The sequence below is a fragment of the Steroidobacter cummioxidans genome, assembly GCF_003104955.1.
This window is the reverse complement of record NZ_LSRW01000021.1, coordinates 108,352-133,108: the sequence shown is the minus strand read 5'-3', so window position 1 is coordinate 133,108 and position 24,757 is coordinate 108,352. Positions and strand designations below refer to the sequence as shown.

The 24,757-nt window shown below is 62.2% G+C and carries 22 protein-coding genes; 3 read left to right on the top strand and 19 right to left on the bottom strand.

The genetic code is table 11. From position 1 onward, the window contains the following. Positions 1-42: 42 nt before the first annotated feature. The 3 genes from D0550_RS13290 to D0550_RS13280 all read right to left on the bottom strand — a co-directional run bounded on the left by D0550_RS13290 (position 43) and on the right by D0550_RS13280 (position 4,158). Positions 43-2,328 (bottom strand): TonB-dependent receptor, encoded by a 2,286-nt coding sequence (locus D0550_RS13290; protein WP_161965810.1) that lies wholly within the window; start codon positions 2,326-2,328, stop codon positions 43-45. Positions 2,329-2,443: 115 nt separating this feature from the next. Further along, positions 2,444-3,670, bottom strand: a complete 1,227-nt coding sequence (locus tag D0550_RS13285) for an MFS transporter (protein WP_116809670.1) — start codon at positions 3,668-3,670, stop codon at positions 2,444-2,446. An 89-nt stretch (positions 3,671-3,759) separates the two neighbouring features. Beyond that, positions 3,760-4,158: a DUF6152 family protein gene (locus D0550_RS13280; protein ID WP_153067148.1), complete on the bottom strand. Its 399-nt coding sequence runs from the start codon at positions 4,156-4,158 to the stop codon at positions 3,760-3,762. Between the two features lie 133 nt (positions 4,159-4,291). Here D0550_RS13280 and D0550_RS13275 point away from each other — a divergent pair, with 133 nt between their 5' ends. Next, positions 4,292-4,735, top strand: a complete 444-nt coding sequence (locus tag D0550_RS13275) for a nuclear transport factor 2 family protein (RefSeq protein ID WP_161965809.1) — start codon at positions 4,292-4,294, stop codon at positions 4,733-4,735. A gap of 1,741 nt (positions 4,736-6,476) precedes the next feature. Here D0550_RS13275 and D0550_RS13265 read toward each other — a convergent pair. From D0550_RS13265 to D0550_RS13185, 16 genes are all read right to left on the bottom strand, one after another. Further along, positions 6,477-6,716 (bottom strand): Dabb family protein, encoded by a 240-nt coding sequence (locus D0550_RS13265; RefSeq protein WP_161965808.1) that lies wholly within the window; start codon positions 6,714-6,716, stop codon positions 6,477-6,479. Between the two features lie 26 nt (positions 6,717-6,742). Continuing rightward, positions 6,743-8,371: a cobaltochelatase CobT-related protein gene (locus D0550_RS13260; protein WP_116809665.1), complete on the bottom strand. Its 1,629-nt coding sequence runs from the start codon at positions 8,369-8,371 to the stop codon at positions 6,743-6,745. Beyond that, on the bottom strand, positions 8,371-9,318 hold the full coding sequence (locus D0550_RS13255) for an AAA family ATPase (protein WP_116809664.1): 948 nt from the start codon (positions 9,316-9,318) through the stop codon (positions 8,371-8,373). Before D0550_RS13255 ends, D0550_RS13260 begins: the two co-directional genes overlap by 1 nt. Next, positions 9,315-9,680, bottom strand: coding sequence for a Rieske (2Fe-2S) protein (locus tag D0550_RS13250; RefSeq protein WP_206606256.1), 366 nt, complete (start codon positions 9,678-9,680; stop codon positions 9,315-9,317). The genes D0550_RS13255 and D0550_RS13250 overlap by 4 nt, the downstream gene beginning before the upstream one ends. Positions 9,681-9,682: 2 nt before the next feature. Beyond that, a complete protein-coding gene (locus D0550_RS13245; protein ID WP_116809736.1) occupies positions 9,683-11,146 on the bottom strand; it encodes an aldehyde dehydrogenase family protein in 1,464 nt (487 codons plus the stop codon). A 93-nt stretch (positions 11,147-11,239) separates the two neighbouring features. Continuing rightward, on the bottom strand, positions 11,240-12,235 hold the full coding sequence (locus D0550_RS13240) for a hydroxyquinol 1,2-dioxygenase (RefSeq protein WP_116809663.1): 996 nt from the start codon (positions 12,233-12,235) through the stop codon (positions 11,240-11,242). 17 nt (positions 12,236-12,252) lie between these two features. Then, positions 12,253-12,750, bottom strand: coding sequence for a cupin domain-containing protein (locus D0550_RS13235; protein WP_116809662.1), 498 nt, complete (start codon positions 12,748-12,750; stop codon positions 12,253-12,255). After that, positions 12,747-13,799 (bottom strand): FecR family protein, encoded by a 1,053-nt coding sequence (locus tag D0550_RS13230; RefSeq protein WP_116809661.1) that lies wholly within the window; start codon positions 13,797-13,799, stop codon positions 12,747-12,749. Before D0550_RS13230 ends, D0550_RS13235 begins: the two co-directional genes overlap by 4 nt. Beyond that, positions 13,796-14,425 (bottom strand): RNA polymerase sigma factor, encoded by a 630-nt coding sequence (locus tag D0550_RS13225; protein WP_116809660.1) that lies wholly within the window; start codon positions 14,423-14,425, stop codon positions 13,796-13,798. The genes D0550_RS13230 and D0550_RS13225 overlap by 4 nt, the downstream gene beginning before the upstream one ends. Before the next feature lie 96 nt (positions 14,426-14,521). Beyond that, positions 14,522-14,737: a DUF1508 domain-containing protein gene (locus tag D0550_RS13220; RefSeq protein WP_116809659.1), complete on the bottom strand. Its 216-nt coding sequence runs from the start codon at positions 14,735-14,737 to the stop codon at positions 14,522-14,524. A 6-nt stretch (positions 14,738-14,743) separates the two neighbouring features. After that, complete coding sequence (locus D0550_RS13215) at positions 14,744-15,607, bottom strand: dioxygenase family protein (RefSeq protein WP_116809658.1); 864 nt, start codon at positions 15,605-15,607, stop codon at positions 14,744-14,746. After that, entirely contained in the window at positions 15,604-16,665 is a 1,062-nt protein-coding gene (locus D0550_RS13210; protein ID WP_116809657.1) for a maleylacetate reductase, read from the bottom strand. Before D0550_RS13210 ends, D0550_RS13215 begins: the two co-directional genes overlap by 4 nt. Before the next feature lie 60 nt (positions 16,666-16,725). Further along, entirely contained in the window at positions 16,726-19,320 is a 2,595-nt protein-coding gene (locus D0550_RS13205; protein WP_116809656.1) for a TonB-dependent receptor domain-containing protein, read from the bottom strand. 233 nt (positions 19,321-19,553) lie between these two features. After that, complete coding sequence (locus tag D0550_RS13195) at positions 19,554-20,372, bottom strand: hypothetical protein (protein ID WP_116809655.1); 819 nt, start codon at positions 20,370-20,372, stop codon at positions 19,554-19,556. Between the two features lie 19 nt (positions 20,373-20,391). Continuing rightward, positions 20,392-21,450, bottom strand: coding sequence for an MBL fold metallo-hydrolase (locus D0550_RS13190; RefSeq protein ID WP_153067146.1), 1,059 nt, complete (start codon positions 21,448-21,450; stop codon positions 20,392-20,394). A gap of 30 nt (positions 21,451-21,480) precedes the next feature. Beyond that, positions 21,481-22,362: a hypothetical protein gene (locus D0550_RS13185; RefSeq protein ID WP_153067145.1), complete on the bottom strand. Its 882-nt coding sequence runs from the start codon at positions 22,360-22,362 to the stop codon at positions 21,481-21,483. Positions 22,363-22,488: 126 nt separating this feature from the next. Here D0550_RS13185 and D0550_RS13180 point away from each other — a divergent pair, with 126 nt between their 5' ends. Both D0550_RS13180 and D0550_RS13175 read left to right on the top strand, forming a co-directional pair. After that, positions 22,489-23,823: a helix-turn-helix domain-containing protein gene (locus tag D0550_RS13180; protein ID WP_116809652.1), complete on the top strand. Its 1,335-nt coding sequence runs from the start codon at positions 22,489-22,491 to the stop codon at positions 23,821-23,823. Continuing rightward, complete coding sequence (locus tag D0550_RS13175; protein ID WP_161965807.1) at positions 23,807-24,736, top strand: peptidylprolyl isomerase; 930 nt, start codon at positions 23,807-23,809, stop codon at positions 24,734-24,736. Before D0550_RS13180 ends, D0550_RS13175 begins: the two co-directional genes overlap by 17 nt. Positions 24,737-24,757 lie beyond the last annotated feature (21 nt).

The following is a 24,757-nucleotide window of genomic DNA, read 5'->3' as shown; positions in this document are numbered from 1 at the left end:
CGGGCGCATACACGCCCGGCACGAACCACCCAGGGGAACTCGTTACTCGAAGCGGAAGCCGAAGGTCAGGCCCCACTCGCGCGGCCGGCCGAGCGTGCCGTTGTCCATCTGATCCGTCGGAATGTAGAAACCGTTGATGCGGTAATACTCATTCGTCAGGTTCGAGCCGAACAGCGACACATCCCACTTGCCATTGGGCGGCGCATACATGATGCGTGCGCTGAGCAGGCCGTACGCAGGGATCACCGACTTCTGGATGTCAGCCGCCGTATCCACCTCATCCTGCCAACCGTAGTCGGTGCGGAACGTCAGCGCGCCCGACGTGAGCTGCATGTCGTACTGAGCGCCGATGCTGTATGACTTCTCCGGCGCATACGGGAAGCGCGCGCCGAGCGGAATCGCCGTCGACGTACCCAGATCGGTGTACTCCGAGTCGAGCCAGCCCGCGCCGTAGTTGATGGTGAAGTTGTCAGTGACCAGCACCACACCCTCGATCTCGATGCCCCTCACTTTCGCCTCGCCGGCGTTGGTCGTGGTCGGGAAGCGAGGAATGATTTCTTCGCTGACCTGGATGTCCTGGTACTGGCCATAGAACACCGAAGCATTGAGACGCAGCCGTCGATCGAACAGATCCGAGCGCAAGCCGATCTCGTAGTTCTTCAGCGTTTCCGGATCGAAGCCGATCGCCAGCCCATTGACGTTGTTGACGCCGCCCTGGTTGAACCCTTCGGAGTACGTCAGGTAGGTCATGATGTCCGAGGTCCACTGATACTGGAACGACAGACGCGGCGCGATGTTGGTCCACTTGTCACCCAGCGCCGTGCCCGCGCGAGCCGGACCGCCATCGGTTTCCACACTCAGCACGGGTGAACAGCAAGCAACCGGCACAGGACTGCGCGGGGTGTACTGCGCGTTCGTGACTTCGTCCTCGTTGTAGCGCGCACCGGCCGTGATCGAGAACTTGTCGGTCACGTCATAGGTCCACTCGGCGAACACCGCCCAACCTTCGGTCTTGGTGTACGACAGCTGATCGATCACCGGCGCGAAGAAGAACCCACCGATGTATGCCGACGCCAGCGCGTTGCGAACCGGATCGACTTCGCGCTTCAGATCGTTCGCCAGCCAGTTGATGCGGCGGCCGTAGTTCTCGTTGTTGTAGTAGTACAGGCCGTTGGTGCCGTGCAGGCGCTCGCCGCTGAACAGGAACTGCAGCTCGGCGGTCGTCTCTTCAGGCTCGCTGTAATTGGCACCGTCGAAGATGCGATAAGGCGTACCGTCGAAGTCCGCGTAAGCTGTGGTCTTGAGCTCGCGACGGCTGCCGATGCCCTTCAACGCCCAGGTATCGCTCATCTCGTAGTTGATCTCGGTGGAGAACGACTTGACCTTCGTGTACAGCTCGGGGCCGTTGTAATCGCTGGCCGTCTTGCGCTGCCCACGGGCGCCATAGACGTAGTCCTGATTGATCGGCAGGCCCGCAGCTTCATACAGACACGGGAAATTCGGCGCGCCGCCCGGGAAGTTCGCCGGCGGATTCGGATCGCCGACGCACACAGGATTCAGCGCCCACACCGTCGAGGGATTGCCGTTGGTGCGCTGATCGTCGTAACCCGCGGCCACCCGCCAGTTGAACGAGTCCGACGGCTTCCACAGCAGGTCCAGCCGGCCGGTCGTGTCGTTCTGGCTGCCAAAGCGCTTGTCGATGGTCGTGCTCGGCACGAAACCGTCGCGCGACAGCTTGGCTGCGGTGATCTTGGTGAGGAACGTCTCGCTCAACGGAATATCGATGTTGGCGGACACATCGAAGCGATCGTACGAGCCGATCGACGACTTTACGCGACCGCCGAATGTATCCTGCGGGCGCTTGGTGATGTATTGAATCGCGCCGCCGATGACGTTCTTGCCGAACAGCGTGCCTTGCGGGCCTCGCAGCACTTCGACGCGATCCACCTCGACGATGTTCATCAGTGTGCCGGCGCTGGCGTTCGATGCGATGCCGTCCACGTAGACGCCGACGTTCGGCAGACCACGCATGCGGAAGCTGCCGCCCTGCCGACCGAAGAAATTGGTGCTGGCGATCACGACGTTGGGCACCATACGATTCAAGCCTTCCGTCGTATCGATGCCACGCACCTCGAGGTCTTTCGTGCCCATCGCAGTGATGGAGAGCGGCACTTCCTGCAAGCTCTCCTCACGGCGGCGGGCCATGACCATCACCTCTTCCAGGCCGCTACCGGACACGCCAGTGTCCGTCACCGGAGCAGCGGCATCCTGCGGTGCGGCGGCCAGACCCGACGATGCGGACAGCAGCGCCAGGCCATACAGGCTCATCGATTTTCTTGGCAAGCGAAGCATAGTTTCCCCCATGATCAGCAGATGTTTTAGGAGCGACTGAAAACAAAACGTATGGCTCGCTCCGCCACCGACATTCTGGTCGGCGATGTTTTTATGCTTCAGCCAGTGCAGCCTCGATCTTGCGAGGTGCGGTCTCACGCAGAAACAAACTGACCACGACGCCAGCGCACAGGCCAATCAGCGCCATCGTGAGCACGTGCTGAATTCCATAGGTTTGCGCGACATTGCCGGCGATCGCAGGCGCGATGCCGCCGCCGAAAATCTCACCTGTGCCGATGATGATGCCGGCGGTTGAAGAGATCAGACCGCGTGGTGCCGCTTCAGCTGCGATCGGGCCGGTGATCAACCCCAGCAATCCGAAACAGAAAAAGCAGCAGATGAACAGCAGTGCAAACAACAGCGCCGGATTCGGACCGACGTGCATGAAGGCATATAGGAATGCGGCACCCAGCACGAAGCCGGAAACCGCGACGAGCTTTCGGCCCAGCAGATCCGAAGCCCCCGGCAACACGACTTGCCCCAGGAACCCGCCGAAGCCGATCGCCGAAGTCACAAAGCCCATCTGCACCGTCGTGAGCTTCAGATAATCGACCAGATAGTTGGGCACCATGGCGCTCAACACGAAGATGCCGCTCATCGCGCACATCAGCGCGACCATGCCAAGCTTCACGTTCGGATGTTTCAGCAGATCGCCGAGCGGCGCGCGCTCCGCTTTCGCATTCACACCGACCGTCGCCGGCTCACGAATCAAGCGCCACATCAGCACGCCCAGGATCAAGCCGGGGATCGCGACCAGCACGAACACCCACCGCCAGTTCACGACCTGCAGCAGCTGCGTGGCAATGATGGGACCAAGCGCAAGGCCCAGCAGCGGAAACGCACTCTGTTGTACGCCAAGATTGAAACCGCGCCGGGTCGGCAATGACGCATCGGCGGTCGCGGCGAAGCTGGTGGGACAGAACGAGCCTTCCGTGATGCCCATCAGCGCGCGAATGACGATCAAGCTGGTCAGACCTTGCGCGAATCCGCTCAGGCCCGACAGCAGCGAGAAGCCGATGATGGCTGGCACCAGGATCTTGCGACGACCCAGCCGATCGGACAGACCGCCCGCAACGATCGCGAATACGCCCCACGCCAGACCCAGCGCGCCGATCAGATTGCCGAGCGCCTGATAGTCGAGGCCTAGGTCCTGCATCATCGAAGGAAACAGGGGTGCGATGATCCATCGGTCCAGCCCGACCAGACCGAAGGCCAGCGTCAACAGCGTGACGGCCTTCCATTCATACGACGTATCCCACTGCGCTTGCGAATTGGTCATCGCTCTCCCCCCGAAGCTGATTGGTATGGAGGGCGGCATGACCTGCGCCGCCCTGCTCTATTCGTTGTCGGCGCAACCGCGATGCGCGGTTATTCGAAGCTGCCGCCCCACTTCCAACCGTCGGCGGGCCGCTCGATCTGGTTCAGGCGGATCTTGTGATCGGTCTCTTGCCGGCCGGGCGCGCCAGTGACGATCACGAAATCGCCAGGCTTCAAAGACTCGCGCGACGCCTGGCCGTCTTTGGCGAGCGCGCCGGCCGCAGCCCATTCCACCGCGTAGCGCACGTCCTTACCGTCGGGGCCGGGCGCGAGGATGATGATCATCGAGTGCGGATTGCGGAACATGAACTGCACCACCTTGCCTTTGATGGTGACCGACTTGTCGATGTAGTAAGTCGCCGGGAAAGAGTGATGAGCCAGCGAGGGCCCGGCGGCCGAGAGCAACGCGGCGGCAATACAGCCGCTCACAATGCGTGCGAACGAAACCATGGTGTTTCCTTTTCGAAGCGATCTGCTTTCGGATAAACGAAACACGGGCACGCCTGTCGACAATTCTTGTCCGGGCGCAGGCGGCTGGCACGTATTAACAGCGGGCAATCGCGCCCCTACCCGGAGATCGACGATGAAATATTTGTTCGCAGGCGCGGCCGGCCTGCTGCTGGCCGCCAGCGTCGGCCTGGCCGGCAGCGCCAATGACCTGCCCGCCAACAAGATGCTGGTGGAGCAGTTCTTCCGCGCCGTCGAGTCGCGCGATAAGCAAACCGTGATGAAAATCGTGCGCGAAGACTACATTCAGCACATGCCGAACATCCCGTCCGGGCGGGCTGCGATTCTCAACTACATCGATATGATGGCGCCCAAGGGCCAGGGGGTGATGCCCGAGTTCGCGCGCGTCATTGCCGAGGGCGATCTGGTCGCCGTGCACTTCCGCCGCGAAGATCCCAACGGTCCCGTAGCAACCATCGAGATCTTCCGCATCCAGGACGGCCAGATCGCCGAGCACTGGGCCGTGACCGAAGCCATTCCGCCGCAGGAGAAGTCTCGTAACAAGAACGGCATGATCTGACCTTGCAACACGGGGCAGCAGCAACGCTGCCCCGTGTCAGCCCGATCAATACCGATTGCTGACGATGGGGCACCCTGGGAAGTAATTGCCCTTCGCAAGCTCGGCCGCGCAACGCTCGCGAGCCCGCTGTACACCGCCCTTCACCATCTCGACCACTTCGGCCGGCTTCATGATGCCCATGTGCACGGTCGAGAGCGTCTCCACCTCGAGCTTGTAGTGCTCGACATTGTCCATGTAATTGTCGCCCCAGAACTGATAGTCGCGGGCCGCGGTGGCCATGTCACCTTCCACGAACACCTTGGACGCCGGCACATATGCGAACACCGCGTCGGCCATGTGCGTGTTGCCTCGACCCCAATACAGATCGACTGTAGCCTTAGAGTCAGACAGACGCAGATGATCGTCGAAGCCGCGGAACTTGAAGGGCTTGCGGTTCTTCTCCTGTGCATCCGGATAGTCCGGCGCACGACGCTCGGCCATCTCGCGGAAAATCCCTTCGTTGCCATAGCGCGAAACGACGGTCAGCCCTTCGGCCACGCCGACACGGAATCCCGCTGTGTGATCGAAGTGATGATGCGAAGGAATGTACTCGGTGAGCGGCTTACCTGGCACCAGCGTGCGCGCCTTGTCGATCGCTGCTTTCGCAGCGGCGTGGCTGCCGCCGAGCTCGTAGATCGCCAGATGATCGGCGAACTCGAACACCGTATTGCCGTAGGGCGTCAGACGCCAGACACCGGGAGCCACCTGCGTCGCTTCGGAGGTGACCACGGGATCCGCATCAGAGGCTGAGCGCACCGCCTCCGGCGCAGCGAGATCGGCAATCTGCGTGTCGACCACATAGTCGTCGACATACATCTTGAAGTAGTCGACGTTGCGCCAGTCGATGCGAGTGACGTATCCCAGCGGCATCAGCAAGCCGCCATACGGCGCGTACCCATTGAGATAGGTCGTCAGGGTCACTTGCCCGAGGTTGCTGTGCGGATTCTTCCAGCGCACCCACGTGGGCAGCTTGGAACGAGCGTCGATGGCGAAGCTCAGCGTGTCGCCCTGCTTCAAGGTCAGGTCGAGCACGGTGACACCGCCTTCCTTGCGGGGCGCGCCGAGTTTGTTGGCGGGATCAAGTGCCGCACGCACCAGTGCAACCGGATTGTTCAACATCCACATGCGGCGCATGTGCACGCCGTCGATGTGCAGCGGGCTTTCGATCCACTTGCGCGAACGGGTGACCTTGCCATCGGGCGCCGTCTCGTAGCCGATATCGCCATCGAGCACCAGATTGGCCTGCGCGAACGAGTGACCGAACACCGCCGCGAACGGGAACAGGAAATTGCGGCGCTCGAGCTGCTGGAAACGACCGTGTTCCAGATCGTAGACGCGCTTCAAATCGTTGGCCGCCTGATACTTCTGCGGGGCTTCGGGCGAGCCGGTGATATTGCCGCCGCCAAACATATAGGCGTACTGGCCATAGCCGGACAGCGTAATGTTCTTGACCGAGCGCACTCTCTCTAGCCCGCCCAACGCCTCGGCCGCTGCAGTGNCGATTGCTCTATCGTCACTGGATGCTTGCGCGTGCCCCGCGCCGAGCGTCAGCGCGCCCGAGAGCAGTGTCGCGAGTACATGGACCCATCGTGTTCTCATTGTTCCCCCGGATGTCATGCGTCTACCGTCATGCTGGTTTCGTAGTCGACCACGCGACGCTCGATGCGCAGCGGCCCGATCAAAACGTTTTTTGAGTTTTGTTTCATTGCAGCGGATGGGTTTTTCGTACGCCTTGCAGCGCCGCCCAGCTGTCGAACTCGCAATACAGGACCAGGTCGGCCGAATCGCTCACCTGCGATTGGTCGCGTCCCAGCTCGACCCGCTGCAATCCATGAATGCCGTTGCGCATGGCTTCGATAGCCAGCGCGATCGATGCTAGTTGCTCGGCACGCTCGCCATTCTCGGCGGCACGCAAGCGCCACATCACCAGGTGCTTTACCATCGCGGAACTCTGTTCGTGCGTTCTGTTCATAGGCTCGACCCGCGACCCGTTCGCTGTCGGCTGCTGCGGCCGCCGTGCAGGCGCGCAGCGAGCTGCCTCACCATGGCTTCGCCGAGTTCTTGGGGCTCGGTAACAGTAAACGCATTGGCATAGTAAGAGCCGACATCGTGGCCGATGCCGATGGCCAGCAGCTGCACCGTCCCGCTGCTTTCCAGAGATTCGATGACCGCGCGCAGATGCCGGTCCAGATAGCCGAAATCGTTTGCTGACAGCGTCGCGTCGTCGAGCGGCGCACCGTCGGAGATGACCATCAGAATCTTGCGGCGCTCGGGACGGCGACGCAGTCGCTCGTGGGCCCACAGTAACGCCTCGCCGTCGACGTTTTCTTTGAGCAGGGATTCATCGAGCATGGCGACGAGGTTGCGGCGGGCACGACGCCAGGGAACGTCGGCGGGTTTATAGACGATGTGATGCAGGTCGGTGAGGCGCCCCGGGCTCGATGGCCGATGGGCGGCAATCCATCGTTCCCGGCTGCGCCCACCTCGCCATCGCTGTGTCGTGAAGCCGAGGATCTCTGTCGTTACTCCACAGCGTTCCAGTACCGCACCGAGCAGCTCGACACAGGCCGCAGCGATCACGATGGGCTGGCCTCGCATCGAGCCGGAGCTGTCGATCAGGATCGTGACGGCAGTTTCGGGCCAGTCCGTCTCGGCTTCCTGCTTGAACAACAGCGGTTGCAGTGGATCGCACACGACACGCGTCAGACGACCTGAGTCGAGCAAGCCCTCTTCGCAGTCGAAGGCCCAGGATCGACGCTGCCGTGAGAGCAAGTAGCGCTGCAGACGATGGGCCCAGCGGGCGACGTTTTTGCGGCAGGCCGCTGAGAGTTCTTCGAATCGGCGAGAGAGCTCGCGACGCTTTTCGTCGGTCAGCAGAGCGCCGGCATCGACGACGGCATCGAATTGTCGGGTGAAGACGCGATAGTTCGTCACCTCGCCCGCATCCTTGACCGCCGCCCTTGGCACCACACGGCCCCGAGGCTCGTTGCTCACTCGACGCAGAATGTCGACGTGTGCGCTCTGCGCCTGCTCTGTCGAGTCCGCGAGCTGCGGCCGCTGATTGTCTGCGTCTTCGTCAGATCTGCGGCTCGCCTCGTTCAACAGCGCTTCGGCATCGCTTTGCTCGCCGCGCATGATCGTCATCGCGAGCTTAGCCGCCTCGATCCCGAATGCCCGTTGATCCTCAATCAGGGGCATCAGGCGAATCATTGCTGCGTCGAGCACCGCCTGATCCCGGGAGTCGATCCGACGGGATTCGTGGAACGCTCGAAGATTCTCACGAGCGCCTGGAAACAACCGCACGCCAAGCGCCTCGACCCGGCATTGCTCGAGCGCATCGAACAGCGGCGCGGCAGCGCCAGCAGGCCGCAGTTCGCCGTGAAGCGCTTCATCGCTGAACCTCACTTGCAAGGCATGCGCGTCGACGCGGCCACGCCAGATCGCGAACGCGTGCGAATCGTTCGGCAGCTGTCGTATCGCTCCAATCAATGCCGTCGCCCCCGGCGGATCGACGCTATCGCTGATCGCCTTGAGCGTCGTCAGTGACGCCTGCTTGAGCCGCCCCAGCCGATCCTCACTGCTGGGAACGGCACGCATCACGCGCCCCCAAAGCAGCGTTGATGCAGCTCCATCACCGCCGCCCGCTCGGACTCATCGCACTTATTGAGAAAGCTCAACTCGAATGCGCGCCCGAGGTCGCCGAAGATCACCGCATTCTCGGCCCACGAAAGCACCGCCCGGGGCGACATCACCGTCGAAATATCTCCCGCGACGAACGCACTCCGAATCAGCCCGGCGAGCGTCACCATCGCCTCGACCGCATGCGGCCACCGATCCATCAGCGCCGGCACTCGCGCCCGAACGATCGCCATCTCCTCGCCCGGCTTCAGGTAGTTCAACACCGCAACGATATGCCACCGATCCAAATGTCCCTGATTGATCAGTTGCGTGCCGTGGTACAGCCCACTCGCATCTCCCAAGCCAATCGTGTTCGACGTGGCAAACAGCCTGAAGCACGCATGCGGCGCAATGACTCGATTCTGATCGAGCAATGTCAGCGCCCCCTCCGCCTCCAGCACCCGCTGCAACACAAACATCACATCCGGCCGCCCTGCGTCGTACTCATCGAAGATCAACGCGACGTTCCGGCGCAGCGCCCAAGGCAGAATTCCTTCCTGAAACTCCGTCACCTGCTGCTGATTGCGAAGCACGATGGCATCACGGCCAATCAAATCGATGCGACTGACATGCCCGTCGAGATTGATCCGAACGCATGGCCAGTTGAGCCGCGCCGCCACCTGTTCGATGTGCGTCGACTTGCCGGTGCCGTGATAGCCCTGCACCAACACCCGGCGGTTGTGCGCAAAGCCGGCGAGGATCGCGAGCGTGGTTTGCGGATCGAACCGATAGGAGGAATCGACCGCCGGCACGTGATCGTTGCTGCGACTGAACGCCGGCACGACACCGTCGCGATCGATCCCGAACGCCGCTCGAAGCGACACGGACGTGTCTGGCAGCGCGAACAGTTCGGCATCGTCACTCATGTCGCAATCCGCACGACACCGTCGACAATCGTCACAGGCACTGCTTCTAGACTTCGATCCTTCGCGGGCCCATCCACGCACAGCCCATCATGGAAACGAAACAACGCGCAGTGATACGCGCACATGAGGTGCTGGTCCTCCGTCACGAGAAACTCGCCCGGCCGCGAGTTCAGCGGCAGCGAGAAATGCGGGCAGACATTCACGTAAGCCCACGCATCCGCGCCACGTCGCAACACGATCAGCCGCAACGCTTCGACATCCACGCCGAAGCTCACTTCGATACAGCCGCCGTCGGGAACCGCAGCGAGCGGACACACTTCCGTATCCGCTTCCGGCGCATGCGGATGTGACTTCCAACTCACACTCAGCGCGGATAGTGAGGGGGAATCTGCGCGTCTACGTTGACCCACACCGATTTCGCTTCGGTGTAGTCGTGCATGGCTTCAAAGCCCATCTCCCGCCCGTAGCCGGAGCTGCCAACGCCGCCGAATGGCGAGCCCGGATTGACGCGCTTGTAACTATTGATCCACACCATGCCGGCTCGCATGGCGCCCGCCATGCGGTGCGCGCGCTGCAGATTCGTCGTCCACAAGCCGCCACCCAGGCCGTACTCGGTCGAGTTGGCGATCGCGATCGCCTCCGCCTCGTCCTTGAACGTAGTGACGGAAACAAACGGCCCGAACACCTCTTCCTGACAGACACGATCCTGCGGCTGCGCCTTCACGATCGTGGGCTCGACAAAGAATCCTTTCGACAGCGCCGCAGCTTCCGGCTTGCGACCGCCGGTGATGATCTCAGCGCCCTGCTGTTTGGCCACCTCGCAGTACGTGAGCACGCTCTGCTGTTGTTTCTGCGAAGTCAGCGGCCCCATCTCGGTCGTCGGATCCAACGGATTGCCCAGCTTGATGGACCGGGCCAGCTTGACGAAGCCTTCGAGGAACGGTGCCGCGATCTCCTCCTGCAACAACAGTCGCGAGCCTGCAATACAAGCCTGGCCTTGGTTGTGAAAGATCGCGAACGCGCTGCCGTTGATGGCCGCCGGCAGGTTGGCATCGGCGAACACCATGTTGGCCCCCTTGCCGCCCAGCTCGAGTTGCACGCGCTTCAGGTTGCCTGCCGACGCCTGCACGATGCGACGACCAACCGCAGTCGAGCCAGTGAACGCAATCTTCTGCACGCCCGGGTGCTCGGCCAGATGCTGACCGGCCGTGTGACCAAAACCAGGAATGATGTTGACGACGCCCGGCGGGAAACCCACCTCCGCCATCAACTGCGCGATCTTCAACGTCGACAGCGGCGTGATCTCGGCCGGCTTCAGCACCACGGTATTACCCGCCGCGAGCGCCGGCCCCATCTTCCAGCTCGTGAACATCAGCGGAAAATTCCAGGGCACGATCTGACCGACCACGCCCACCGGCTCACGCTGCACGTAGTTAAGGAATCCTACTTCGACAGGCACCACGCTGCCTTGATGCTTGTCTGCCATGCCAGCGAAGTATCGAAACGTCACCGCCGTGCGCGGCACATCGAGACCCTTGGTGTCGCGAATCGGATGTCCCGTGTCGATCGATTCCAGCTCGGCGAGCTCATCCGCATGCGCTTCGATGGCGTCAGCGAGCTTGCCGAGCAAGCGGCCACGCTGCATGGCCGGCATCGCGCGCCACGCAGGGAACGCGCGAGTCGCCGCGGCGACCGCTCTATCAACGTCGGCGGCCTTTGCCTCGGCCACGCTGGTGATAACCGAGCCGTCGAACGGATTGATGACGTCCAGAGTCGCGCCATCGAGCGCGTCGACGAACTCGCCACCGATGAACAGTTTGGTCTGCAATGTCATGATCCACTCGTTTCGACAGGCAACAGTGCGCTACTGCCGTTGTCGCTCGACAACGGCGCTCGACGCTCGACTCAAAGGGAACGGTCTTTAGAACTCGACCGGATACGGCTTCAGCTTGCCGCTTTCGTACAGCTGCGGCAGCTCGGGCGTGGCGTTCTCCCACACCAGCAGCATGGAGCGCTTCTTGGAGAAGCCCTGATGGCGAATGTCCGCCGGCATGGCGGCGACATCTCCAGCCTTCATGATGACCTTGGCGCGCGGTGCGCCCGTGTTCTTGTCTTCGATCTGCCATTCCAGCTCATCGCTCAGCTGGATGAACCACTCGACCCGATCGTTGCCGTGCTTGATCGGCAGGATGTATTCCTCGGTGGTCGGGCAGCACAGGCTGCGCTCGAGCACCGATGACACCGACGGGTTCCACGTCACGTCCGACCGGGACAGGTAGGCAAACAAGCTGAAGGCATGCAGCTCGTTCTCGAAACCGGGCTCGGCATGAATCTCCGGCTCGTCCTGGGAAACGTCGGCGAATGCGCGATTCACCGGATAGCCGTTCTCGTCGGTGCGCAGCTCCGCATCGCCTGGCAAGCCTGGCATGCGCTTGCACGCCTGCCGCTCACGCTCGATGGCACCGCGATTGTGACCGCGCTTCTTGCCCAGCCAGCTCTTGCTGGTTTCATCCGGTGCGGCGAACGGATCGAAGCCTTCGTTGGTCCAGTCATCCAGCATGGCTTTGAAGGTCGCCATGATCTGGCGCGAATCGAACGTCTCCATGTGATCGAGGCCACGCTCCTTGTACGCCGGGTTGTAAGTGCCGGCGTAGAACTCCACTTTGCCGTAGAGATTGCGCGTGCCGATCATCGCATCGAAATTGACCCAGCCGTAGAAGAACCCCCAGGCCACGTCGCGCATGACGGCGCGCAGGAATGCATCGGCCGACATCTTGTGAGACAGCTGCTGGCCATTCGCTTCCCAGCCGACACGCACGAAATATTCGTCGCGGCTGAACGAGAAGCTGCCGAGCTGGAAACTGCGGTAACCCGTTTCGTTGCTCGCGGGTGAAGCCACCACGTCCAATGCATTCATTCCGCAATCCTCGTTCGTCAGGTGTAACAGATCTCTCGCCACTTCTGCTTCGACAGCTCGCCTTCGATGGTCTGCAGCAGAATCACGCCTGGACGCGCCGCCTTGAAGCGGTAGGCCGCGCCCTGCGGCAACAACACCTGGTGGCCACGCTTGCACTTGACGTATCCCATCCGGCGCCCTACAGGCGAGCCGTCGAGCTGGACGGTCCCCTTCTTCGACGCCGGCACCGCTGGAGCATCGAGCTTCAGCAGCTCCACCTCCACCTCGCCGTCCATCACGATCGCGAACTCGTCATGCGCAGCCGCGAACCAGGGCGATGTGCCTTCGGCACGCAGCGTCTCGAGCACGTAGCCCAGGTTGATTGCCACCACTACCTTCTCATACGCAGCGGAGCGCGAGGCAACGTCAAAGACGTTCGAGAACGCGTAGTTCTTCGGGCTGTCGTTGATGATCTCCAGCTCGCCCTTGGCGTAGTCCTGCAGCGAGCCGAACACCGTTTGGAATTCCACCGTCATCGAACGTCCCCTCTATCTTTCGTATCCTGTGCCTGCAGCAGCAGCGTGTCGCCCTGGTCGATCAGCTTCAGACCCAGCGACTCCTGCAACAGAAACCGCAGCGAGCTCATATCGCCAATCTGCAGCACGCCGCTGACCGGCCGGCTACCGATGGCCGCGGAGCCCACCTGCACCTTGCGTGGCGAGTAGCGGTTGAATTCGGCGATGGCATCGGCCAGAGGCACCTGGTCGAACACCAGCTTGCCCTCTCGCCACGCGGTGATGCGTCTCACATCGGCCGTCTGCATCTCACCAATCGCGCCGCCGCCTCGATAGCTCACTGCCATGTTGGCCGTGAGACGCGGCACGTCGCCGACGGGATCGGATTGCTTGGGCAGCACCACGACCGCGCCTTCGAGCACTGAAACGGTCACCTCGCCCCGCTGCATCTCCACACCGAACTCGGTCCCCACGGCGCGCACCAATCCGCCCGCCGCTATCACCTCAAACGGACGCGAGGCGTCATGTGCGACAGAAAAGAATGCTTCCCCGCGCTGCATCTCGATGTGGCGCGACTCATCGGAGAGCGTCACGGCCAGCACCGTGTCGGTGTTCAGCGTGACGGTCGAGTGATCGGCCAGCACGACACGGCGCTGCTCGCCCACCTGCGTTTGATAGATCTGCGTTTCGACCCGGTGCGTGAAGAAATATGCGCCGGTCGCAATCATGAACAGGACGGTCGCCGCGGCGCTCATCCAGATGGAACGCTTCTCTTTGAAGCGGCGAGAACGCTCCTGTGCCGCCGCCTCTTTGGCAGCGATCGCCGCGCAGACGTCGATGTCCGCTTGCAACTCCGCCTCGGTGGTCAGTCCGCGCGTCATGGCCATCACCAGCTCGCATCGCATGTAGCACTCGCGATGCTCGGCAGCCTGATCCAGCCACGCGTCGAACTCGGCCTCGGTCTCGCGGCTGACCGGATGATCGTGCAGCCGCACGAACCAACGGGCCGCCGCGGCTTCCACCGCGCGGATGTCCATCGAGTCACCGCTTTTGAGATCCCGGTCGCTCATCGATCCGTCCTCAAGCGGCTCTGACACAGTTCCAACACCATGGCGATATCGCGCTCCACTGTTTTCGTGCTGACCCCCAGATGACGACTGATCGTCCGATAACTCATATTTTGTGTGACGTGCAGCAGGAACACTTGCCGGTGCCGCGGCGGTAGATCCAGCAGCACCTGCTTCACGACCTGCATGCCGTGATCCCAATCGATGATCTCGTCGGGCGACTCCTGCTCGCCGACCAGATCCACCAGCTCGTAGGGAATGTGCGTCGCATAGGAACGCGACTTGCGCTGGCGAAAGCGATCTCGCGCCAGGTTGGTGGCAATCTTGAACAGAAACCGGCGCACCTGATCGTCGAGGTGATCCAGATGCTCGACTCGCAACAGTCGAACGTAGGTTTCCTGCAGCACCTCTTCGGCATCGTCGCTGTTGGACAGCAGGCGCGTGAGGTACTGAAGCAAGGCGCTGCGGTGATGACTGAACAGGCGCTCGACCAGCGCGGCCCGCTCCGCATCGCTCATGGCCGCCGCTTCGGCGTCGGTCTCAGGGCCCGCAACGGGGGCCCCAACCCGCTCGTTCGAGTCGGGCTTGAGCGCGCGCACCAGCTGCAGCTTGACCTTGGCAAAACTCATTGGACGGACGCTTGTGCCCCTGACTCGGCTCGGTATTTCGACGCAGACACAGGTACATACGTAGCAGTGGGTCGAGTGCCGACAATTTTTCCCACGCTACGGTTCGCGCAGCCCGGCGTCGGCGGACAGGCGCACCAGATCGATGCTGGCCAGGCAGTCGGCTCGGCTGCGGTAGCCCCGGCCGGAGTTGGCGATCTTGCGTCGCTGGCCATCCAGGAGGAACCAGCGCCAGCGCTGGCCGCCGTCCTCGTACACGAAGTAAGTCGGCTGCCCGGCGGGACCGCGATCATCCGCGTCCTGATCGTGAGACATAGACGGCTAACCTGCCGACGGACCCGCTAGCACGAAATCGTGGTCGAGCACCCAGTCGACCGCCAGCGAGCGATCGGTATTGCGCTGGTAGTCGATGAGCAGCGAGTCCTTGACGCCGAACACAGCATCCGAATCGATGAATTCGTCGCCCCGGGTGAACAGTTGCGTCGTGACGGACTGATAGCCTGGGGCGCTCACGATGAAATGGATGTGAGCCGGGCGCATCGGATGCCGCCCCCCCTTGTTCAGCAGCTGGCCCACCGGACCATCCACGGGCACCGGATAGGCGATCGGTTTGATCGTGTGGAACGCAAAGCTGCCGTCCGTGCGCGTTCGCAACTTGCCGCGGAAATTCATCTCCGGCTGGTTCTTGTCTTGCACCGCGTACAGCTGATTCGGCGAGGTGTGCCAGATGTCCAGCTCGGCTGCAGAGATCGGATGGCCTGCGGTGTCGAGCACGCGGCCACGAATCAGAACGGTCTCACCCTCGCCCGCCAGCGCGATGCTGCCGCCGTTTTCGATGTGCGGCGAATGTGGCACGTAGAACGGCCCGGTCACCGCGGACTCGGTCGCGCCCGCGAGGGACGCATTGTTGAGGTTATCGACTGCCGAGCTCAAACCCAGCGCGTCGGATAACAGAATGAACTCCTGTCGCGGACCGACGCACGCTTGACCGGTGCGCGTCAGAAAGTCGATGGCCGTCCACCACTCCTCCGGACGCAGCTCGACTTCGTTCACGAAGCCATGCAGGTGACGCAACAGACTTTCGATCACGACGTTCCAGCGCGCGTTGTCGGTGCGGCTGTACGCGGCGATGACCTGATTGAGCAGCAATGCATTCGCTGCCTGTGCTGAGTTGATTTGAGTCATGGGCTGGGCACGACTCCGTTGTAAGCATCCTCGAGCAATTGCCGGATGGCATCGCGCGTAACAGGACGCGGGTTGAAATAAGGCGTGCGCGTCGCGATCTCGGCGGCACGGTCCAGATCCGCTTGGCTCAGCCCCAACTCACGCAGCGAGCGCGGTGCTCCCACCGCTGCCCCCAACGCATGAATCGTGCTGGCAATCGCCTCCGTGCCCAACGCAACCGTCAATCGATTGCGGGCATCCAACGCGGCGGGCAAATTGAACGCCGTTGCATACGGAAGGACGACCGCATGCGTCTCGGCATGCGGCGTGTTGAACGTTCCACCGAGCGTGTGACACAACTTGTGATGCAACGACATGCCGGTTGAGCCCAGCAGAATGCCCGCGAGGCAGGCGCCGTAGAGCATTTCTTCCTGCGCATCCAAATCGGCCGGACTCGCGCAGACTCTGGGCAAGGCTCGTGCAATCGCTCGAACGCCCTCTTGCGCAAGCGTCGACATCATTGGATTGGCGTTCTGCGCATACAACCCTTCGACCAGATGCGCCAAGGCGTTCAGCCCGCTCGGGCCGGCGATCTTCGCTGGCAACGTCGCGGTCAGCTCGGCGTCATAGACGACGGAGCGCGGCAACACCTTCTCATCCTTCCCCGTGCGCTTCACGCCGTCCGTCGTGATACCCCACACCGCCGTCATCTCCGAGCCGGAATACGTGGTGGGGACTGCGATGATGGGCAGCCCGGTCTCGAGTGCAATGGCCTTCGCCAGGCCGATCGCCGATCCGCCACCGAGAGCGATGCAAGCGTCCGCTTCAACCGTTCGTGCGTGCGCAACCCCTGCAGCCGCGACCGGCGCAGGCACATGCTGGACGACCTTGTCGTAAATGCCGACGCAGCGATCACCGAGCAACGCCGCGACCTCGGCCGCGGTTGCTGCATGACTCGGGCTGACGATGATGAGCACGCGCCGCCGATCGAGCACACTGACCTCTTCACCAAGGCGTGCGCGACTGCCTCGACCGGACACCACCCTCAGCCGGGCGATTTCAAATACGAATGGCGGCACTCGACCTCCAGCTAAAGCTCACTGAAGCTAATACTTTCGCGGTCAGGCACTGTCGACATTTCAGTGGGTGGCATAACGCACCGACAGCCCCCACTCCCGCGGTCGCGCCGGGGTGCCCGTATCGATCTGATCCGCGGGCAGAAAGAACCCGTTGATCCGATAGAACTCGTTGAACAGATTGCTGCCGAACAGGGAGAGTTCCCAGCGATTGCGCGCATCCCGATAGGACAGTCGAGCATTACCGACGCCATAAGCCCGCTGCAGCGATCGCGTATTGATGTCCGATTGCGTGAACACTCGATCCTGCCAGCCGTAATCGAAGCGCGCGCTCAATGCATTACCCGCTGACAAGCTCCAGTCATACTGCGCGCCAATGGAATAGGCGAACCCTGGCGCGTATGCGAACTCGGAGCCGATCTCCAGATTCTTCGCACGCCCCACTTTGGTGAATTCGGTGTGCAACCAACTTGCGCCATACTGCAACGTGAGTTGTTGGGTGACATTCCAGGCCCCTTCCAGCTCGACACCCCGAATGCGCCCCTCGCCCGCATTGGTCGTGACTGGAAATCCCGGCGCTTCCTGCAACTCCTCCGCGATCTGCACGTCGTCGTACTCGCCATCGAACCAAGTCGCGTTCAGACGCAGGCGCCGCCCGAGCAGATCGGCGCGCACACCCACTTCATTCGTGACCAGCGTTTCGGGGCCGAATGGAGCGAATCCGCCATTCGGCAGAAATGGCACATTGCCGCCGCTGAATCCGCCGGCACTGAAGCCGGACGCGCGCGTGAAATAGGTCATCACATCCGGCGACCACCGATACTGAATGGAAAGCCGCGGTGAGACTTCATCGAACGTCGCACTCCCGGAATTGCCCGCGAGCTTCGGACCATCGGGACTGAATACACGCGTCGGCGCACAGCACAACTCGGCCAGCGGCTGACGCGGTCGATAATTGGATTGCGCAATATCGTCGCGCGTATAGCGTGCGCCGAGGCTGACGGACAGTTTGCCGGTCAGTCGCGCGGTCCATTCGGTGAACACCGCCCACCCCTCGCTGCGCGCCTCGGTCAGTGAATCGATGATTAGCGGATCGTACGCAGCGTAGTGGCCGCCCAATGCCTGCCTCGCGCTGAGCCAAGGATCGAAACGAAGCTCGTTCGCGACCCAATTCTGACGCGTCGACCAGGTGCGATCGGCGTAGTAGTAAACGCCGCTGGTGCCGGTGAGGTGCTCACCGCTGTAGAGCAGTTGCAACTCTTCGCTCAGCTCCTGCCGGTCTTGCGCCGAGAATGCCTGATACAAGTGATACGGCGTGCCATCGAAGTCGTGCCCCATGTAGGAATCAATCTGCCGATAGCCGCTGATCGATTTGGCGTGCACCCGCTCGCTCACGTCCCAGTTCAATTCGAGCGTACCGCCGCTGGACACGTAGCTGTTTTGTCGAACAGGCCGATTGGCCGCCGATTTCCACCGCTCGGATGCGCCATAGCTCCACGCCGGATCGATAGGCATGCCGACCGCCTCGTAGATGCAAGGACTGTTCGGTGCCCTGCCGACGAAATTGTCGGGCGGCTGAGCTCCCGGGCACACGGGATTGAGTTGCCAGGTGACCCCCGGCGTGCCGTTGCTCTTTTGAACGGCGTACTCGCCGATCAACAACGCGTCGAAATGTTCATTCGGCCGCCACAGCAAATCCCCTCGGAGCACTCGATCACGCTGATCGCCGAAGGCGAAGTTGCCGTCGATACTATCGACGTAACCGTCTCGATTCAGCGTCGCCGCCGTGAACTTGGTCAGCAGTGTCTCGCTCAACGGCAGATCCATGTCGACCAGCAGATCGGTTCGATTCGCCGAGCCGGTGGTCGCCTTGATGCGCAGACCCTGCTCTTCACGCGGCTTGCGAGTGACGTATTGAATGGCACCGCCGATGGCGTTCTTACCGAACGTCGTGCCTTGCGGCCCGCGCAACACTTCGAGCCGCTCGATTTCCACCACGTTCATCAGCAGCCCGGCAGAACCGCTGCGGACGACGCCGTCTACGTACACCGCAACGCCGGGCACGCCACGAACGCGAAATGCGCCATTGGTGCGACCGAAGAAATTTCCGCCGTTCACCGCAACGCCGGGGGCGCGAGCGTTCAGGTCCTCGGTGCTTTGTATCCCGCGTGCTTCGATCTCATTGGCATCGATGGAGGTCACCGCCAATGGCACCTGCTGCAGACTCTCCTCACGGCGGCGGGCTGTCACGATGACTTCGGCAATCGACACGCTGCGCCAGATATCCTCTGTAGCAGTAGCGGCATCAGCCACCTTTTCCGTTACAGATACGAGGGTCGGTGGCTGCTCTGTTTTCACGGCTCGCGTGCGTCGACGGATGGCGACGCTGCCATGGCCATCGACCACGAACTCCAGATCCGTTTGATCGAGCAGCTGCGCCAACCCCTCCTCGACGGTGTAATAGCCGCGCAAGCTACGCCGCACATCGGCACCGATGATGTCCGAGGGATACAGCAGATGATGCTTGGCCTGACGCGAGAATTCGCGCAAGGCGTCGTCGAGACCTTGGGAAGGGATATCGAAGCGCAGCTTGCCCGCACTGTTGGGAAGCGCAATGGAACTCGCGGCCAGCAGCATCACGGCTGCCAGCGCACGCACGCTCCCTGCGCCGCCGGCCGTCCCGTGACGTGACCGATCGCCTCGACGCAACGTATCCCCCGACGTTAACCGGCGTCTGCGTTGCTTATGCAAAGTCGCGTGCAATCGTCAGCGGCGGCTCGAACGACAACATACACTCATTGGTCGGGCAACAGAACCCTCCAGCGCAGCGGGTCGAGCAACGCATTCGTAATGCGTGGGTCCACGGTTCGATTCTGCGCTGTCGCTATCGATCAAGTCTCGCCGCAGGCCGTTGGCCGCCACTTCGAGCCATCCGGCTCTTTGCGGAACTGCGTGCTCCAGATCAGCGGCTCGCGCAGATACTGCGGATCGTCGATCTGCGTCGTGACCACGATCCACGGTGTGCCATTGAGCTCGAACCGATCGAAGAACTCCGTCATCACTGCCTGCTCGCTGTAAGGCATGCCGTTCTTCTGTAAATAGCCGGGACGCATTTGCGTAGTAATCACGCGCAGTGCCGGCCGCCCTGTTCGGGCGGGTGCCGCGAACTGTCGCAGATGCACCGTTTCGTTCCAGCTGCCCACGGATTGACCCTGCCAGCTCAACTCCGAGTTGGGCGCGGCAGCCTTGAACGGGATCGTTCGCGTCTGCGTGCCGGCCGAGAAGTCGATCTGCAATGTGTCGTCGTTCTGCCAACTGATGTGCAGGCGACCGGGCGAGCGGATATTGCCAGCGGCGCCATGCGGTCGACATTCCTGTCCGGCCGCCTTGTCAGCGTCGAGATCGAACGAGGCCGCGGCCTTACGAGCTGCGTCGTTGACGGGCAAGCTGCCGATGAAATTCTTCGGCGGCATGGTCATGCGCTCGAGCCAATCTTCGGTCACCACGGACACCCAATAACCCGTGAGATCGAACGGAGCCGCTCCCCGTGCGGACTTCGGTGGCGTGGGCTGCCCCGGTGCGCCCGCGGGCGCGGCACCTCTGTTTCGATTCTGCGCGGACACATCGCCACTCGGCATCGCAAGCGCCAGCGTCAGCGCGCCGACACTCATGACCATCCAACCAGCGCCGCGAATCGGCATCGAGCTCATAACAATCTCCGTAGTCGTGTCAGGGCGACGCCGTCGCAGGGGCCGGGCTGGATTTGTCCGTCGTCGCGCTCAGCTCGCGATACACCGCTTCGACGAACTGACTCGTGGTCCAGCCGCGCGGGGCCGTGCCATAGATGCCGTCGTAATCGAGCGTGGGCCGCGCGGCTTTCACCTGCTCGAGCGTCATGCCGCGTTTGATCAGATCGGCGATACGGTCGCGGATGATCGTGAGCATGTCGCGATAGATGACGACGCTGTATTCGTCCGCAATCGGCCCGTACGCCGGCACCACCAACGTTCCACCTTGCGCATTCATCACGGGCACCGCGAGATCGATGATGCGGTTCAACGCATCGATCGTGCCCTGCAAGCTGCCGCCCCGCTCCTCCGGCTGGATCACGGGATAGCTGTCGGGCGTGAAGATCTCGCCGGCAACGACCACGTCGGAGCCTCGGAAGAATACGACGCTGTCGCCCTCCGTCGCGGCTGCCGGGTGATGGATCAAGATCACCGGCTCACCGTTCATGTGCAGATCCATGGTGCCGGTGTAATAAACATCCGTCGGCCAAGCTTCTTCCGGGCTGGTCGCATTGCCGATGACGCCGCTCATCCGATTGAGCACGCCTTCGTGTCCCTTGATCGATGCCACATTGATCTCGCCGCGATCGCCGATGAACTTGCCCACCTTGGTCACCGGCACGTTGCCGCCGGCATGATCCGGCAGAAAGCTGGTGTTCAGGATGATGCGAATCGGCTCAGGCGTGACTTTGCGAATCGCTTCGATCAGCTTCGCGCTGGTCGCAGACGTCTGTGTATCGACCACGACCACGCCATCGGGTCCGATCTGAAAGACCGCGTGTGCGCCGCCGCCGGCTGCACCGATCAGATATACGTTGCCTTTCACGTGCATCACATCGAGCTCGCCGGCGAACTCGGCGGGCTGAGCACCCTTCGCGTTTTTCGCCGTGCGCGCCTTTTGCGCGTGCGCAGGCAATCCAACCATGGCAACCGACAGCATCACCATCGCAGCCAGGCGACGCAGTCCGACCGCCGATGCAGGCTTGTTGTTACAACTCACAATGCGCTCCGTGATCTAACTGGGTCGCGGTCAGAAGGGATTTGCCGGCTCGCCCCACTGGGGCAACTGCGCGGGCAACAGTTTCTTTAGCTCCAGCTGATATTCCGGGTAGAGCTGGGCCGCACCACCGTTGGTGACCTGCGTCGGAAAGCCGGTCTTGTCGCTGAATTCCTTGAGCATGGGATTCATGCCCGGAGGCAGCCAGTGCGCGACGAAGCCTTGCGGGCGCTCCACTTCTACGCGCGCGGCACAGGTGTACGGATTGATCCACAAGCCCGGCGCGAGCACCCAATTCCAACTACGCACGTACGGCTCGGTGAGATAAACAGGATCCTCGACCGCGCTGACCCAGGTCAGCACGTTGTCGTGGCGAATCAGGAACTCGGTGAGCTTTCCGTTCGCGCTGCGCGGAATGCCGTTGCGACGGATCCAACCCTCCTTCAAATGCGTGGTCTTCACCACCAGCGTGTCGCCATCCCACACGCCCGTGGAAAACCCTTCCCACGTATGCGGCGCGTTCGGTGACGGATGCGGACGGCCATCGAGCCAGATGGTGCGCACCGGGTTCATCCACCCGAGCATGATGTGATACGCGACGACCTTGAATGAATTCGGATCGGTCGTGGTCCAGATACGAATGTGCGCCGGGCCGTGCGGACCATAGTCAGCCGGATGTGGCGCGCATTGATGCTCGGGCACGGACCATTTGTTTGCATCCCAGGTCTGGGCACGCAACAGCGCCGCCTCATTGATCGGCAGCGCCGTAAAGTCACCGATGTCCGGGCCACCGCCGCGATCGAGTCGGTCCTCGTGCATCTTCTGACCCCACGCGCCGGTGAGGTCGAGCTCCGCCGCTGCCGGTCCGGCCAGCAGCGCCAGCACCAGCAATCCCCCCGCCATTCTTCTCTGCATAGGATGGGCATCCACTGTCGTCGTGTCTTGCCGTTGAAACGCAGGGCATGCGGCACTGTCGACATTTAATGTCTGTGCCGGGCGCGTGCAACGTTAGAAGCGTAGGAACACGACAACCTCGCCCGCATGACCGCAGCCGACCCCATCCAGCAACTGGCCGAGCGCTTTCGCGCCGCCAACCTCCCAGGCAAGCCCAGCACGCTGAGCCGGCTGTTCGACTATCTCCTCGCGCGCTCCGTCGCCGGTACACCGCCGAAAGAAATCGAGATCGCGATCGATGTGTTCGGCAAGGACGAATCGTTCGCGGTCGCCCAGGACTCGACCGTGCGGGTGTATGTCCACAAACTGCGGCGCAAGCTCGAAGAGTTTCATGCGCAAGCGGGATGCGACGAAGCGGCACGGTTGGTACTGCCCAAGGGCGAATATCGAATCGTCCTCGAGCACTTGAATGCACCGCCCGCCGAAATCGTTGAGCCAGCAGAGCAGCCACCGCCGCGCGTTGAGCGCCGCGACTGGTTCAATCTGCGCAACTCGATGGTTGCCACGGCTGGATGTTTGTTACTCGCCTGCGCTGGCCTGCTCGGCTTCCATTTACGCGCCAGCGTGCCTGCGAGCGAGCTGGATACCGTGCGCGCAAATCCCATCTGGGCAAAGGTGCTGGGCGACAACCGGCCGATCGTCGTAGTCGTCGGTGACTACTACATCTTCGGCGAAACGGATCCCCGCTCCGGCGCAGTACAGCGCATGGTGCGCGAGTTCTCGATCAACTCGGCACGCGAGCTGGAGGAGCAACTGCAATCCGACCCGCGGCTGAACGGTCGTTACGAAGACCTGGATCTCGCCTACCTGCCAACCTCGACGGCATTTGCGATGCGCGATGTGCTCACGACTCTCGCCGCTCCCGGTCAACCTCAACAGCGAGTGCAGATGGTGCTCGCCTCGGATCTGACGACCGACATGCTGCGTTCATCGCACATTATCTATATCGGCTACATCAGCGGCATGCGTCAGCTGCAGGAGCTCGCTTTCCAGCGTTCCCGGCTGAGCGTGGGCTCGTCGTTCGACGAGCTCATCGACAAACGCACCGGTCGGCGCTACGTGAGTCAGGCCGGACGCCTGCCCGAAGCCGGTTCGACTTATCGCGACTACGGCTTCTTCTCCAGCTTTCCCGGTCCCACCGGCAATCGCTTCGTGATTATCGCCGGAACCCGTGATGTCGCGGTCATGGAAACCGCCGAGGCTCTGACGCGCGCCTGGCCGCTGGCGGAGCTGGCGCGCTCGATCCAAAGTGAATCGTTCGAAGCGCTGTATGAAGTCGCCGGGCTGAACCGCTCGAATCTCAGCGGCCGCTTGCTATTCAGTGCCGCGCTCGGCAGCACGCAGCGCCGACCGGCACACGACCCGGACACCCCCAAGAACAACTTCTTTCTGGCGGATCTGAATGATGAGCACGGTCGTTGAAGCACCCACCGTGGCGGAGCCTTCGGTCAGCCATGCCCGCTCGCTCGCCTTCAGCGCCATTGGCGCAATTGTTGGATTGTCGATCGCAGGCTATGGCTTGTTCACCGCCGCAGGCACCTCTACTCGATCGGTGCCGAATGAAGCCGTCGCATTGATCAATGGTCAGCCCATCCTGCGTGGCGACTTCAGCGCGCAGCTGGAAAATGAAACTGGCGAGACGCTCGCCACCAGCTCCCGCGACACGCAGCTGAAAGTCTTGAATGACATGGTGCGCGAAGAACTGCTCGTGCAACGCAGTCTGGAACTGAACTTTGGTGAGACGGACCAGGATGTCCGCAATGCGCTGGTGAGTGCGGTCATGCGTCAGATCACCGTGCAAGTCGCTACGGCGAATCCGGCACAGCAGCAACTGCGAGCGTTCTACGACCAGCACCCGGGTAGGTTTACGACGGAAGGAAAGATCGAGGTCCGGGACTTCCTCGTGAGCAATGCGTCGGGACGAACGACTGAGGAGAAGCTGAGGGCAGCCCGCGCCGCGGCTGAAGCATTGAGATCGGGATCGCCCGTTCAACGCATACTGCGTGATTTCGACCTGCAGGAGCCGCAGCGCCACGAAGAGGACTATTACTTTGCGGTGAAGTATCGGCTCGGCGACGCTCTGTTCGCCCAGGTCCGCGAGCTGCACTCTGGACAGGTCAGCGATCCACAGCCCGTCGGCTCAGACGTGCACATCGTGCAGGTCCTCAAGAATGAAATGCCCCAGCCACTCAGCTTCGAGGCCGCGGCCGATCAAGTGCTGACTGCGTACAAGGAGGCCGAGCAGATGCGCCTGATGGAGGCGACGATCAAGTTTCTGCGCAGTAAATCGAGCATCGTGATCGCCAAGGATTACGCGAGCGACTATCAGCCATGATGCGCTTGCTGCGACCGTGGT